The sequence below is a fragment of the Enterobacter cloacae complex sp. P12RS genome, assembly GCF_014895875.1.
GTDB classification, from domain to species: Bacteria; Pseudomonadota; Gammaproteobacteria; order Enterobacterales; family Enterobacteriaceae; genus Enterobacter; species Enterobacter bugandensis.
On the sequence record NZ_JADBQO010000008.1, the window covers coordinates 127,022 to 140,714 of the forward strand.

The following is a 13,693-nucleotide window of genomic DNA, read 5'->3' on the forward strand; positions in this document are numbered from 1 at the left end:
GACATGCCCTGTCTTGCTCGCCCCTGAGAGATTTTATTATTCAAAGGGAATTCACTATGTCTTACGCTATTCACAACCACAACCTGGCATTCAATGACAGCGCGGTCGCGCAATATATGAATACCGATTTTATTGTCCTCGACGTTTCATTATGCGTGGCGCTGGCGCGCGAGCAATTCTTCGAAAAATTAAAAGACGATGATATTCCGTCGCATATTTTTATTGAAGACCATGGACGCCTGGCGGGCATGATTGCGGTACGCAAATTATTGCAGGTCACGGATACCGTGCAGCCAATTAAAAGCCTGATGATTTCACAGTTTTTGCAGGTCAAACCGGAAGATGAACGAGCCGATGTCGCCGGACTTCTGGCCCACGGCGACGCGGACGTCGTGCCGGTGGTGACCCACGGCAAGCTCGTCGGCTGCCTGACCGAGCGCGAAATCGCCCATCTGCTGGAAGATGACGTCACCGAAGACGCCCAGCTTCAGGGGGCGACGCTGCCGCTGGAGAAGCCCTATCTGGAAACCAGCGCCTTCAGCCTGTGGAAGAAACGCTCCGTCTGGCTGCTGCTGCTGTTTGTCGCGGAAGCCTACACCAGCTCGGTGATCCAGCACTTCGAAGAGGCGCTGGAGTCTGCCATCGCGCTGGCGTTCTTTATTCCGCTGCTGATCGGCACGGGCGGCAACAGCGGAACGCAGATCACCTCCACGCTGGTGCGCGCCATGGCGCTGGGTGAAGTGCATCTGCGCGACGTGGGCCGCGTGCTGCGCAAAGAGATGACCACCTCGCTGATGATTGCCGTGACGCTCGGTATTGCCGGGTGCATCCGCGCCTGGATGATGGGTATCGGGCTGGAAATCACGCTTATCGTCAGCCTGACGCTGGTATGCATTACGCTCTGGAGCGCGATTGTATCGTCAGTGATCCCGATGGTGCTCAAGCGCTGCGGCATTGACCCGGCGGTCGTCTCCGCGCCGTTTATCGCGACGCTTATCGACGGTACCGGGCTGATTATCTACTTTAAGATCGCGCAGTATACGCTGGGGCTGGAGTAACGCGATCCGCCAGCTGGATCACCGCACGCGAAAACGCCTCAATCGCCAGCGCAACATCCTCAGCCATCACCGATTCCGCCGGGTGGTGGCTGACTCCGCCCCTGCAGCGAACGAACAGCATGCCCACCGGCCAGCGTTCCGCGATGGCAATCGCATCGTGGCCCGCGCCGCTGGGCAGCGACAGCGAACGTCCCTGTACCGATTTGACGGCCTCCCCCAGCACGTTCTGCAGGTGCAGATCGCACGGCGTGGCGGCAATGCGGTAAAACTCCTCGGCGCTAAATGCCAGCCCGCGGCGCGATGCGATCGCCCGGGCATGTTCCAGCAGGTCGTTGAGCAACCTGTCCAGCGGTGCATCCTGCGGGCCGCGAATATCGAGCGAGAGCTGAACCTCACCGGGGATCACGTTGACCGCTCCCGGCAGACAGCGCAATTCCCCGACCGTCGCCACCAGGTTGCCGCCCTGCTGTCGGGTAGCGTTTTCAATGATAACCATCCACTCGGCGGCGGCGGCCAGCGCGTCTCTGCGGTGGAGCATCGGCACGGTTCCCGCATGTCCGGCCTCGCCGGTGAAGCGACAGTTCAGGCGACGGGCGCCGTTAATGGCTTCCACCACGCCAAGCGCGAGCGCCTCCTGCTCAAGGCACGGCCCCTGCTCAATATGCAGCTCGAGATAGGCGCTGAAATCTTCCTGACGCCTTGCGGCATGCGACACGCGGGCAGGATCGAGCCCCGTCTGGGTCATCGCCTGCGCCACGCTGATGCCGCTGGCGTCAGTTTTTTCCAGCCAGCCCTGCGGCCAGGTGCCCGTCAGCCCCCGGCTGCCTAACAGCGTAATGCCGAAGCGGGTGCCCTCTTCATCGCAAAAGCCGACAATCTCGATGGCCTGCGCCAGATGCACACCCTGCTGATGCAGGCTGTCCACCACTTCAATGGCCGTGAGCACCCCGAGCATGCCGTCGTAGCGTCCCGCGTTGCGCACGGTATCCAGATGCGATCCAAGCAGCACCGCCTGCGCCCCTTCCTGCGCCCCCTCATAGCGTCCGCAGATGTTGCCCACGCTGTCCTGCCAGACGGTCATTCCCGCCTGGCTCATCCACTGCCCCACCAGCTGGTTGGCCTGCAGATGCTGCGTGGAGAGATAAACCCGGGTCAGCGCATCCGGGGTTTCGCTGATGGCGGCCAGCGCGTCGGCGCGGGCCATCACCCGTTCTGCCGCCGGGCTCATTGCGGCGTCTCGCGGCGATAGTGGTCCCACGCGGCCTGCATCGCCGCCCCCTGCGTGGTGGTGAATTTCAGGTAGTTCAGCACCGACTCCAGCGCGCTCAGGGTGGTCATCACGCAGTCCTTGCGCGCGTTATAGCCCATGGTGCCAATGCGCCACACCTTGCCGTGCAGCGGGCCAAACGAGGTGCCGATTTCAATCCCGAAATCCTCCAGCATCAGCTTACGCACCTGGTCGCCGTTGATGCCCTGCGGGATGACCACGCCCAGCACATTGTTCATCTTGTGCTTCAGATCGCCAAAGGTCTCCAGCCCCATCGCCTGAATGCCCTTCAGCAGCGCATCGCCGTGCAGCCTGTGGCGGGCGATGCCGTTATCCAGCCCTTCCTGCAGGATCAAACGCGCGCACTCGCGGGCGCCAAACAGCGCGGTGGTCGCTTCGGTGTGGTGGTTGAGGCGCTCCGGCCCCCAGTAGTCCATCACCATGCCGAGATCGAAATAGTTGGAGTAGATCATCTCCTCATCGCCGTCGCGGTGGGCGTCGGTGCGAATGCCCTCCTCAACGCATTTGCGGCGGCGGATCGCCTCCTCCATGCGCGCGCTCAGGGTGATCGGCGACGTGCCCGACGGGCCGCCGAGGCACTTCTGCATCCCGGCCGAGACGGCGTCCAGTCCCCATGCGTCGGTCTCCAGCGCGTTGCCGCCGAGCGACGCGGTGGCATCGGTGTAAAACAGCACGTCGTAGCGGCGGCAGATGGCGCCGAGCTCGGCGAGCGGCTGCAGCATGGTGGTGGAGGTGTCACCCTGCACGGTCAGCAGCAGGCGCGGACGAATACGCTTAATCGCATCCTCCACCTGGTCCGGGGTAAACACCTCGCCCCACGGCACCTCGATGGTGTGCACCTCCGCGCGGCAGCGGCGGGCAATTTCGCACAGCAGGTGGCCAAAGCGGCCAAAGACCGGCACCAGCACTTTATCTCCGGGGCGGATGGCGGAGACCAGAATGGCTTCAATCCCCGCGCGGGAGGTGCCGTCCACCAGAATCGTCCAGCGGTTCTCGGTGCGAAACACGCCGCGATAGAGCGCCATCACCTCGTTCATGTAGTGGGTCATGGCCGGATCGTACTGGCCGATCAGCTGGCTCGACATGGCGCGCAGCACGCGCGGGTCGGCGTTGATCGGCCCCGGCCCCATCAGCAGGCGCTGGGGCGGGTTGATTTGCGGAAAGTGTGCGATATCCATTGTTAAGTCCTTATCAGTTGAGGCCGCGCACGGAGGAGATGAACTGCTTCAGTTCCGTGGTCTGCGGGTTGGCGAACAGCGTTTTGCTGTCGCCCTGCTCCCAGACTTTCCCCTGGTGCATAAACACCACGCGGTCGCCCACTTCGCGGGCAAAATTCATTTCATGGGTCACGAGAATCAGGGTCATCCCCTCGGCCGCCAGCTGCTCCAGCACCTTGAGCACTTCGCCCACCAGCTCCGGGTCGAGCGCGGAGGTGATCTCGTCGCAGAGTAAAACTTTAGGCGACATCGCCAGCGCGCGGGCAATCGCCACGCGCTGCTGCTGGCCGCCGGAGAGGCTCGACGGGTAGTAATCCAGACGATCGCCAAGCCCCACTTTCTCCAGCATGCGCTGGGCCAGTTCGCGGCATTCGGCGGCGCTTTTCTTCAGTACCCGACGCGGGGCGAGCATCACGTTCTCCAGCGCCGTCATGTGCGGGAACAGGTTGAAGCTCTGGAACACCATCCCGACCGAGCGGCTGATTTCGCGCGCCTGAGAATCCCGGTCGGTAATGGTCATGCCGCCCAGCTTGATGCTTCCGTCCTGATACCCTTCCAGGCCGTTGATGCAGCGCAGCAGCGTGCTTTTGCCCGATCCGCTGCGCCCGATAATGGAGATCACCTGGCCCATATCGATATCCAGATCGACGCCCTTGAGCACATGGTTATCGCCGTAGTACTTCTGCACCTGATTAATGGTGATGAGAGGCATTGAATTTGGTCTCCAGATAGCGGCTGTAGCGCGACAGCGGATAACACAGAATAAAGTAGCCGAGCGCCACCAGCGCAAAGACCTTAAACGGCTGATAGGTCACGTTGGTCAGCATGGTGCCGGCCTTGGTCAGCTCGATGAAGCCGATAATCGACGCCAGCGCGGTGCCTTTGATCACCTGCACCGCAAAGCCCACCGTCGGGGCGATGCCGATGCGCAGCGCCTGCGGAGCGACCACGCGAAACAGGGTCTGGCCGAAGGTCAGGCCCAGGCAGCGCGAGGCTTCCCACTGCCCCTTCGGCAGGGCGCGAATGCTGCCGTACCAGATATCGAGCAGAAATGCGCTAGTGTAGAAGGTTAACGCCAGCGAGGCGGCGGTCCACGGCGAGACGTCGATGCCGAACAGCGCCACGCCGAAGAAGGCCAGGAACAGCTGCATCAGCAGCGGCGTGCCCTGAAACAGCTCGATATAGCCGCGGATAATGCGCTTCACCGTGCGCCCGCCCGTCAGGCGCAGCAGCAGCAGCAGCAGAGGCAGGGTCACCACCGCCCCGCCGACGAACGCCACCAGCGACAGCAGCACCGTCCAGCGTCCGGCCAGCAGCAGGTTGCGAATAATGTCCCAGTCGGTAAAGGTGGTCATCATGCCTGCACTCCCAGCCATTTGCGTCCTGCCGCCATCATCAGCTGGCGAAGGGTAATCGACAGCGCCAGGTAAATCCCGGTTGTCACCAGATAGACCTCAAAGCTCAAAAACGTTCTGGACTGGATCAGGTTGGCGGCGAAGGTCAGCTCTTCATACGAGACCTGCGACACCACCGACGAACCGAGCATCACGATGATGCACTGGCTCACCAGCGCCGGATAAATGCGCTGCAGCGCGGGCGGCAGCACCACGCGGATAAAGGTCTGCGGGCGGGTCAGCCCCAGCACGCGCCCGGCCTCCCACTGCCCTTTCGGCGTGACCTGAATGCCCGCGCGGATAATCTCGGTGCTGTACGCGCCCAGGTTCACCACCATGGCCAGCAGCGCCGCTTCCCCTGCCGTCATCTTCAGGCCCAGATTCGGCAGGCCGAAGACGATGAAAAACAGCTGCACCACAAACGGCGTGTTGCGGATGATCTCCACGTAGCCGCCCCAGATCCGGCTGTACCAGGTGGTGCGTCCGCTGCGGATCGCCGCGCCGAAAATCCCGATTGCCAGCCCGCCGACGGTTGCCATTACCGTCAGCTGAATGGTGACCCACAGCCCGGCCAGCAGCTCCGGCCAGTGCGGCCAGAGGGCTGAAAAATCAAGTTGCTCCGTCATAGGCTCAGGCGCCAAGGTTTGCCGGCAGCGGGGCCTTCAGCCATTGCTCAGACAGGCCGTTCAGCGTGCCGTCCTTGATGCCCTGCTCAATCAGCGCATCCACTTTCGCCTTCAGGGCCGGTTCGTTCTTCTTCAGGCCGATAAAGCACGGTGAGTCTTTCAGCATAAAGCTCGGCACCGGGGCTTTATCCGCGTTCTGGCGCGAAATGGCCGCCACCACGAGGTTGCCGGTCGCCACGTACTGCACCTGGCCGGAGAGGTAGGCCGAGAGCGTGGTGTTGTTGTCTTCGTAGCGTTTCACGTTGGCGTCTTTCGGTGCCAGGCCGGTCAGCACCATATCCTCCACTGCCCCGCGCGTCACGCCGATGGTTTTTCCGCTCAGCGCGGCGGCGTCCTTCAGCTCGGCCCCTTTCGGGCCAAACACGCCGAGGAAGAACGGCGCGTAGGCGCGGCTGAAGTCGATCACCTTCTCGCGCTCCGGGTTTTTACCGAGGCTGGAAATGACCAGGTCCACCTTATCGGTTTGCAGGTACGGCACGCGGTTGGCGCTGGTCACCGGCACCAGTTGCAGCTTGAGCTTCATCTGTTTCGCCAGATAGCGCGCCATGTCTATGTCGTAGCCCTGCGGCTGCAGATCGGTCCCTACCGAGCCAAACGGCGGGAAATCCTGCGGAACGGCAATGCGAATGGTGCCGCGCTTCTCGATATCCTGAAGCTGGTCAGCCTTTGCGGGCAGCTGAGTGAAGAGACATGCGGCCCCGGCCAGTGCAATAAACAGTTTTTTCATGGTGCTTCCCCGTAACGTTAACATGAAACAAAAGATTCTTTGAATGTGATTTTGCAACTAATGTGCCAGATAAGGCGAAGCGGGGAATTTTCTCTTAAAGCCTGATAAAACGCGGACGGGGCGAAAATACTCTCTATTTTCGCCCCGTTCAATTGCACCATTTCAATGCAAAGCACCAGTCTGATGCCCCATTATCGTTGTTCGAGTTCGTCCAGCTGCTGGTAGAGGGAGGCAATCTCGTGAATGCGCGGACGGCCTTTATCGAGAATGTCATGCAGGAAGGCGTTCGCCAGCAGGTTGATCAGGCTGTTGACGGAGGAGTAGCTGTCATAGGCGGAGACGCTGTCCAGCGGGGCGCAGAGCTGCCAGCTCGCCAGCGGAAACAGGCTGTGGGCCTGCGGCTCGCACATCAGCAGCACCGGAATACCGCTACTCTGAAGCTGCTGCATCAGCGGACGAATGATGCGCGGGCGGCGGCGGAAGGCCATCATCACCACCAGATCGTCCGGCGTTAAGTCCACCAGCTCCTCGCTCAGGCTCTGGCCCGGCTGCGGCAGGACCAGCACCTGACCGCGCGCCTGCAGCAGTTGCTGGCGCAGGTGGAGCGCCGCCGGATAAGCGTTACGCATGCCAATAATGACGATGCGCCGCGCCTTGACCATGCAGGCCATGGCGTCGGCAAACTGCTGCGCGTCAAGGGCATTGACCCACTGGGTCAGGTTCGCCATCTCCTGCTTGTAGTGGCGCGCCAGCAGCGTGTTGCCCTGCACCGCATCGCGGTTATCGGTGAGCGGCATCCCGCTCTGGCGCAGGGTGCGCAGCTCGTCGCGCATATCCTTATATTTCTCATAGCCCAGACGCTTAAACAGGCGGCTGACCGTGGCTTTCGACACCCCGCTCAGCTGCGCCAGCTCGGCGCTGTTGTAGCTGATCAGGTCGTCAAAATGGTCGAATATAAAGTCTGCCACCCGCTGCTCCTGCGGCGACAGCGACGGGTATTGTGCTTTCAGACGTTCATCCAGTTGTTCCATAGCGCCTCTGTAACTTTTGTTTCATCACATTATACCTTTCTTTATACGTATTCATTATACGTGCCAGTTTACTGAAACTTTTCTTTCAGAACTGGAACAGCTTTTGCAGCGCCTTGTGACTTTCAGTGTTACGAGGACTTCTCATGCAAAGCAACGTCTCCACGCACGGCATGGCCGTTGCGCCCCACCATCTTGCCAGCCAGAGCGCGCTGGCGGTGCTGCGCGAAGGCGGCAGCGCGATTGAAGCGATGGTCGCGGCGGCGGCCACCATCGCCGTGGTTTACCCCCACATGAACGGGCTGGGCGGCGATGGCTTCTGGCTTATCGTGCCGCCAGAAGGCGACCCCATCGCCATTGATGCCAGCGGCGCGGCGGGATCGCGCGCGACGCTTGCCGCCTACGACGGGCTCACGCACATTCCCCATCGCGGACCGCAGGCGGCGCTGACCGTCGCCGGCACGGTGAGCGGCTGGGACGAGGCGCTGAAAGTCTCATGCGAGATGACCGGCAAGTCGCTGCCGCTGGCCCGCCTGCTGGCCGACGCTATTGACTATGCGCAAAACGGCACCCCGGTCACGGCCTCACAGGCCCATGCCACGGCCAGTAAATTCGACGAGCTTAAGGCCATCCCCGGCTTCGCGGAAACGTGGCTGGTGAACGGTAAGCCGCCCCAGGTCGGGAGCCGCTTTTATCAGCCCGCCATGGCCACGACGTTGACGCGCCTGGCGGAGGACGGTCTGGACAGCTTTTATCGCGGCCCGCTGGCGGAAGTCCTGGCGCACGGCATGGAGACGCTGGCTCTCCCCGTGACGCTGGCCGATCTTAACGCGCACGTTGCCCGGCGCACCGCGCCGCTGAAGCTGCAGCATCAGCAGGGGGAGATCTTTAACCATGCCCCGCCGACGCAGGGGCTGGTCTCGCTGGCGATACTCGGCATCACCGACCGCCTGAATATGGCGGAGGCCGACGACGCGGACACCATTCACCGCATCGTTGAAGCCACCAAGCTGGCCTTTGGCCTGCGCGATGCCCACATTACCGACCCGCGTGAACTGAAAACCGAGATTCAGAAACTGCTGGATCCCGCCGCCCTGCAGGCGCTTGCCGACAGGGTTGACGACGGCCACGCCGCGCCGTGGGGAACCGGAAAAGGGCCCGGCGATACGGTGTGGATGGGGGTGATGGATAACAGCGGGCTTGCCGTGTCGTTTATCCAGAGTATTTATCACGAGTTCGGCAGCGGCGTGGTGCTGCCCGATACCGGCATCGTCTGGCAGAACCGGGGAGCGTCGTTCAGCCTCGACCCCGCCCATCTTCTGGCCCTCGCGCCGGGCAAACAGCCTTTCCATACCCTGAACCCGGCGGCGGCGCGACTTAAGGACGGGCGCGTAATGGTCTACGGATCGATGGGCGGTGACGGACAGCCGCAAACCCAGGCCGCGCTCTTTACCCGCTACGTGGTTCAGGGCGTGCCCTTGCAGGAGAGCATTTCCCGCCCGCGCTGGCTGCTGGGGCGCACCTGGGGACAAACCTCAGACACGTTAAAGCTGGAAGGACGCTTTACCGCTGAGACGGTCTTACGGCTTCAGGTACTCGGACATGAGGTAGAAATATTCCCTGACTTCAGTGAAGCGATGGGCCACGCGGGCGCGATTGTCCGCCACCCCAACGGGCTGTTTGAAGGGGCGTTTGACCCGCGCAGCAACGGCGCGGCCGCCGGATACTGAGGAGAAAACAATGACGACACAACAACCCGACTGGCAGGCGTATCTTGCGCAAATGGAGTCCGTGCTCGGCGTGACGCTGGACGATGCCCGCCGCGCTGAGCTGCAGTTGCAGTTCAGCCGCATTGCCAGCATGGCCGCCCCGCTGATGGCGCTGCCGCTCGACGACCGTCTGGAGATCGCAGGAGTGTATAAAGCATGACGCTACACGAGATGAGTATCAGCGACATTCAACAGGCGCTGAGTGCGGGCGAGCTGAGCGCCCATGAGATTGCCCGCCAGACGCTGGAGGCGATTGGGCGCGTTAATCCGCAGATCAATGCCTGGACCACCGTGACGGAAGCACGCATGCTCGCCGAGGCCGAGAACATCGACACCCTGCGCCGCGAAAAGCGCCCCCTGCCGCCGCTGGCGGGCGTGCCCTACGCGGTGAAAAACCTGTTCGACGTTGCCGGACACACCACCCTCGCGGGCGCCGAGCTGTTCAGCCAGCGTCCCGCTGCGGCCGCTGACAGCTTCGCCGTGCGCCAGCTGCGCAGCGCGGGCGGGCTGCTGTCCGGGATGGTGAATATGGACGCCTACGCCTACGGCTTTACCACCGAGAACAGCCACTACGGCGCGACGCGTAACCCGCACGACCTGACGCGCATTGCGGGCGGGTCCTCTGGCGGTTCAGCCGCCGCCGTGGCCGCCGGGCTGGTGCACTTTTCGCTCGGCACCGACACCAACGGGTCGATTCGCGTTCCGGCCTCCCTGTGCGGCATCTATGGCCTCAAGCCCACCTTTGGCCGCCTGTCACGATCCGGCAGCCATCCGTTTGTTGCGAGCCTGGATCATATCGGCCCCTTTGCCCGCCGGGTGTGCGACCTGGCGTCCGTGTACGACGCGCTGCAGGGCCGGGACAGCAGCGACCGTTTTCAGGCAGAGAGCTCGCGCGAGCAGACGCGCCCCCTGCTAGACCGCGAGCTTGACGGCCTGCGCTGCGCGGTGCTCGGCGGCTACTTCACCACCTGGTGCGACGCACAGGCCAGAGACGCCGTGGCGCGGGTGGCGAAGGCGCTCGACGTGCAGGATGAGCTGCAGTTTCCGGACGCCGAGCTGGCGCGCTCCGCGGCGTTTATCATCAGCGCCTCCGAAGGGGGAAATCAGTACCTGCCCGCGCTTCGCCGCGAGCCCGAGCGCTTTGAGCCGCACTCCCGGGAGCGACTGCTGGCAGGCGCGATGATCCCCTCCGCCTGGTATATTCAGGCCCAGCGGTTCCGCGCGCAGGCGCGGCAGGCGTTTCACGCGCTGTTTGCCCAGGCCGACGTGCTGATCGCCCCCGCGACGCCGCGCAGCGCCACGCGGATCGGCGAGCAAACCATGGAGATTAACGGTCAGCCGCTCCCCATCCGCGCCAGCATGGGGATGCTGACCCAGCCGATTTCATTTTTGGGCCTGCCCGTGACCACCGTTCCGCTGCGCACCGCACATGGCGCGCCGATTGGCCTGCAGCTGATTGCCGCGCCGTTTAACGAGCAGGCCTGCCTGCGCGTCGCGCGCGTGCTGGAAGAGAGCGGCATCACCGATGCCCGCCCGGCGGAGGTTGCAGCATGATCAATCACGATGACATTAACCTGCCGTGGGTGGTTGCCGAGGTGACCGCCGCGTTTTATCGCTATGAAGACGCGCTGGTGAGTAACAACATTGCCGTGCTGGACGAGCTATTCTGGCACGACAAAAACACGGTGCGTCTGGGGGCGGGTGAAAACCTGTACGGGATCGATGAAATCCGCGCCTTTAGGGCGGCGCGCCCGTCTGCTGGGCTTCAGCGGACGCTGCGCCACACCGTGATTACCACCTTCGGGGAGGATTATGCCGTGTGCAGCACCGAGTTTACCCGTGAAGGTACGGAGCGGATTGGCCGCCAGCAGCAGACGTGGGTAAGGTTTGCCTGCGGGTGGCGGATCGTGGCGGCGCAGGTGAGTTTGATGTCGTAGCCGTAGGCCGGGTAAGGCGCAACCGCCACCCGGCAAAACATCGCACAATTACTTCTGAAACGGATGCACTTCCCGCCAGTGGTCAGCAATCTGCTGGCGGGTACAGACCCACACCCGCTCGTGCTGCTGAACGTAATCCAGGAACCGCTGCAGCGCGCGGAAGCGCCCCGGCCGCCCCAGCAGGCGGCAGTGCATGCCGATGGACATCATCTTTGGCGCGCTCTCCCCCTCCTCGTACAGCACGTCAAAGCTGTCCTTCAGGTACGTATAAAACTGCTCGGCGGTGTTAAACCCCTGCGCGGTCGCAAAGCGCATGTCGTTCGCATCCAGCGTATAGGGCACGATCAGGTGCGGCTTTTGGGTGCCGTCGCCGCAGGCCACTTCCGTCCAGAAGGGCAGGTCGTCGCCGTAGTAGTCGCTGTCGTAGTCAAAACCACCGTGCTCTACCACCAGCTGGCGGGTGTTGGGGCTGTCACGCCCGGTGTACCAGCCGGTTGGCGGCTTGCCGAACAGGTCGGTAAGAACCTGCACCGCCTTATGCAGGTGGTCGCGCTCCTGGCTGATGTCCATGTTCTGATAGTGGATCCAGCGCCAGCCGTGGCTGACCACGTCGTAATCCGCGGCTTTGATCGCCTCAACAATCTCCGGGTGACGCGCCAGCGCCATCGCCACGCCAAAGACCGTCAGCGGCAGGCCGCGTTTTTGAAATTCATTGTGGATCCGCCAGAACCCGGCGCGACTGCCGTATTCGTAAAGGGAGTCCATCGACATATGTTTGTCCGGATAGCTGGCCGCACCGATGATGTCCGACAGGAACTGCTCGGACCCGGCATCGCCGTGCAGAACGTGGTTTTCCGCCCCTTCTTCATAATTGAGCACAAACTGCACCGCGATGCGCGCCTCATTCGGCCACCGCGCGTGCGGCGGGTTGCCCGCGTAGCCGCGCAGATCCCGCGGATAATCCTGTTCGAAAAGCCCCATACCACCCCCAAAAGTTAAAATGGATTCAATGCCTGAAAATGCCCGCTTAAAGGTTTGCTCTCCGGGAAGGCCAGATCCCCATGCTTGCTGGTCGAGAGCCCCAACGCAACCAGCGATTCCACCATCTTCACCGCCGCGCTGACGCCGTCTATCACCGGCACGCGCAGCTCGCGGGTCAGCTCCTGCGCAAGGGTCGCCATGCCGCCGCAGCCGAGCACGATGGCGCCGCAGCCATCCTCTTTCAGCGCCTGTATACAGCGCGCGCGCACCTTCTCCTGCGCCAGACCGCTGCCGTCCTCCAGCGCCAGCACCGGGAGATCGATAGCGTGCAGCGCCGCGCACTTGTCCTGAAAGCCATACTGGTGCAGAAGATGGCGGGCAATAATCAGCGTGCGCGGCAGCGTGGTGATCACCGAAAAGCGCGTCGCGACCAGCGTCGCCATATGCATGGCAGCTTCGGCGATGCCGATAACCGGCCCCTGCGCCAGCTCGCGCGCCGCCAGCAGGCCCGGATCGCCAAAGCAGGCAATCACGTGACCGTCCACGCCCTGCTCCCTGCCTTTTTTGATCTGTTCCAGGACACCGACGGCGGCGATGGCCTCATCAAAGTGGCCCTCGATAGACGGCACGCCCGCGCCCGGACAGACCGCGAGGATCTCCGTTCCCGGCGCCGCCACCGCTCGGGCCGCCGCGCCGATGGTTTCCGTCATCGCGAGGCTGGTGTTGGGGTTGATCACTTGTATACAGACAGATGACATTACGACTCCTTGTGGCCGGCAAACAGCCGGGCAAAATCAGGCAGGCACTCGCCCGCCCGCTCGAAGCAAAGGCTGGCAACGATATGTTCAAAATGGTGCATGAGGGCATCGCTTAGCGGCTGCAGCGCCTTCTGACGCAACAGATCCACAAGCTGTTCGTGATCGTTGCAGCGGCAGCCCTGACGCCACGGCGCACCCCAGGTAGCAATCACCAGCGAGGAGCGCTGGCTCAGGCTTGTCACCATCTCCGTCAGCACCTGGTTGCCGGAGATGGCCTGCAGTTGTATGTGGAAACTGGCGGAATGTCGGATTGCCGCCGGGCCGTCGTACGCCTCGTGCGCCTGCTGCTCCTGACGAATAATGGCCTCCAGCGCTGCAAGGTGCGGCGGCTGACAGTGCGCCAGCACGTCCGGCAGGTTTGCGACCTCCAGCAGCGCGCGGGTGCGGAAGATGTGCCGCGCCTCTTCCACCGTCGGGCTGGCGACGTGTGCACCACGTTTGGGCGTCAGGGTGACCATTTGCACAGCGGCGAGTCGTTGAAGCACCTTGCGGATGCCCGTGCGGCTCACGCCAAACACCTCGGCCAGCGCCTCTTCCGGCAATTTGCTCCCCGGCAGCAGCTGATGTTCGACAATCGCGGTCATCAGCGCTTGGAAGATGGTTTCGTCTTTGTCATGCAGGTCTGGCGCGGTCTGCAGGGCGTTTATGTTGTTCATTCACCACTCCGAATTTTACTTTCCGTTATCGAATCGTATACATAAAAATAAAATATTGCATACAAGATTTATTATTTTGGCCTGGATCCTGCAACACCGTTTGCACTCCCACTCAACGGGTTTTCATTCACAGG

The 13,693-nt window shown here is 62.6% G+C and carries 14 protein-coding genes and 1 pseudogene; 5 read left to right on the forward strand and 10 right to left on the reverse strand.

All coding sequences use genetic code 11. The features are described from left to right. The first annotated feature begins 56 nt into the window (after positions 1-56). Entirely contained in the window at positions 57-1,058 is a 1,002-nt protein-coding gene (locus IM284_RS06285) for a magnesium transporter (RefSeq protein ID WP_045630063.1), read from the forward strand. Here IM284_RS06285 and hpxK read toward each other — a convergent pair. From hpxK to hpxU, 7 genes are all read right to left on the reverse strand, one after another. Then, on the reverse strand, positions 1,024-2,286 hold the full coding sequence (hpxK, locus tag IM284_RS06290) for an allantoate amidohydrolase (RefSeq protein ID WP_047368255.1): 1,263 nt from the start codon (positions 2,284-2,286) through the stop codon (positions 1,024-1,026). The two genes, IM284_RS06285 and hpxK, sit on opposite strands and share 35 nt — an antisense overlap. After that, positions 2,283-3,524: an alanine--glyoxylate aminotransferase family protein gene (locus tag IM284_RS06295; protein ID WP_047368254.1), complete on the reverse strand. Its 1,242-nt coding sequence runs from the start codon at positions 3,522-3,524 to the stop codon at positions 2,283-2,285. The genes hpxK and IM284_RS06295 overlap by 4 nt, the downstream gene beginning before the upstream one ends. Positions 3,525-3,537: 13 nt before the next feature. Beyond that, positions 3,538-4,275, reverse strand: coding sequence for an amino acid ABC transporter ATP-binding protein (locus IM284_RS06300; protein ID WP_008499843.1), 738 nt, complete (start codon positions 4,273-4,275; stop codon positions 3,538-3,540). Next, positions 4,256-4,918 (reverse strand): amino acid ABC transporter permease, encoded by a 663-nt coding sequence (locus tag IM284_RS06305; RefSeq protein WP_193055759.1) that lies wholly within the window; start codon positions 4,916-4,918, stop codon positions 4,256-4,258. The genes IM284_RS06300 and IM284_RS06305 overlap by 20 nt, the downstream gene beginning before the upstream one ends. Beyond that, positions 4,918-5,583: an amino acid ABC transporter permease gene (locus tag IM284_RS06310; RefSeq protein ID WP_047368253.1), complete on the reverse strand. Its 666-nt coding sequence runs from the start codon at positions 5,581-5,583 to the stop codon at positions 4,918-4,920. The genes IM284_RS06305 and IM284_RS06310 overlap by 1 nt, the downstream gene beginning before the upstream one ends. A gap of 4 nt (positions 5,584-5,587) precedes the next feature. Beyond that, positions 5,588-6,370: a transporter substrate-binding domain-containing protein gene (locus IM284_RS06315; RefSeq protein WP_045261681.1), complete on the reverse strand. Its 783-nt coding sequence runs from the start codon at positions 6,368-6,370 to the stop codon at positions 5,588-5,590. Between the two features lie 191 nt (positions 6,371-6,561). After that, the gene (hpxU, locus tag IM284_RS06320; protein WP_045261682.1) at positions 6,562-7,401 is read right to left on the reverse strand and encodes a MurR/RpiR family transcriptional regulator HpxU; all 840 of its coding nucleotides are present in this window, start codon (positions 7,399-7,401) and stop codon (positions 6,562-6,564) included. Between the two features lie 143 nt (positions 7,402-7,544). Between hpxU and hpxW the strand changes: the two genes are divergently transcribed. The 4 genes from hpxW to hpxZ are packed head-to-tail and all read left to right on the forward strand — an operon-like array spanning position 7,545 to position 11,104. Next, complete coding sequence (hpxW, locus tag IM284_RS06325; RefSeq protein WP_047368251.1) at positions 7,545-9,128, forward strand: oxamate amidohydrolase; 1,584 nt, start codon at positions 7,545-7,547, stop codon at positions 9,126-9,128. Positions 9,129-9,138: 10 nt separating this feature from the next. Continuing rightward, positions 9,139-9,327, forward strand: a complete 189-nt coding sequence (gene hpxX, locus IM284_RS06330; protein ID WP_028012637.1) for an oxalurate catabolism protein HpxX — start codon at positions 9,139-9,141, stop codon at positions 9,325-9,327. Beyond that, positions 9,324-10,721, forward strand: coding sequence for an AtzE family amidohydrolase (locus IM284_RS06335; protein WP_047368250.1), 1,398 nt, complete (start codon positions 9,324-9,326; stop codon positions 10,719-10,721). The genes hpxX and IM284_RS06335 overlap by 4 nt, the downstream gene beginning before the upstream one ends. Continuing rightward, a complete protein-coding gene (hpxZ, locus tag IM284_RS06340) occupies positions 10,718-11,104 on the forward strand; it encodes an oxalurate catabolism protein HpxZ (protein WP_045261685.1) in 387 nt (128 codons plus the stop codon). Before IM284_RS06335 ends, hpxZ begins: the two co-directional genes overlap by 4 nt. A 48-nt stretch (positions 11,105-11,152) precedes the next feature. Here hpxZ and puuE read toward each other — a convergent pair whose 3' ends face one another. From puuE to IM284_RS06355, 3 genes and pseudogenes are all read right to left on the reverse strand, one after another. Next, complete coding sequence (puuE, locus tag IM284_RS06345) at positions 11,153-12,052, reverse strand: allantoinase PuuE (RefSeq protein WP_370552116.1); 900 nt, start codon at positions 12,050-12,052, stop codon at positions 11,153-11,155. Continuing rightward, a pseudogene (gene hpxA, locus IM284_RS06350) lies at positions 12,006-12,843 on the reverse strand (allantoin racemase). The gene puuE and the pseudogene hpxA overlap by 47 nt, the downstream one beginning before the upstream one ends. Continuing rightward, positions 12,843-13,559, reverse strand: a complete 717-nt coding sequence (locus IM284_RS06355) for a GntR family transcriptional regulator (RefSeq protein ID WP_045630054.1) — start codon at positions 13,557-13,559, stop codon at positions 12,843-12,845. Before IM284_RS06355 ends, hpxA begins: the two are co-directional and overlap by 1 nt. Positions 13,560-13,693 lie beyond the last annotated feature (134 nt).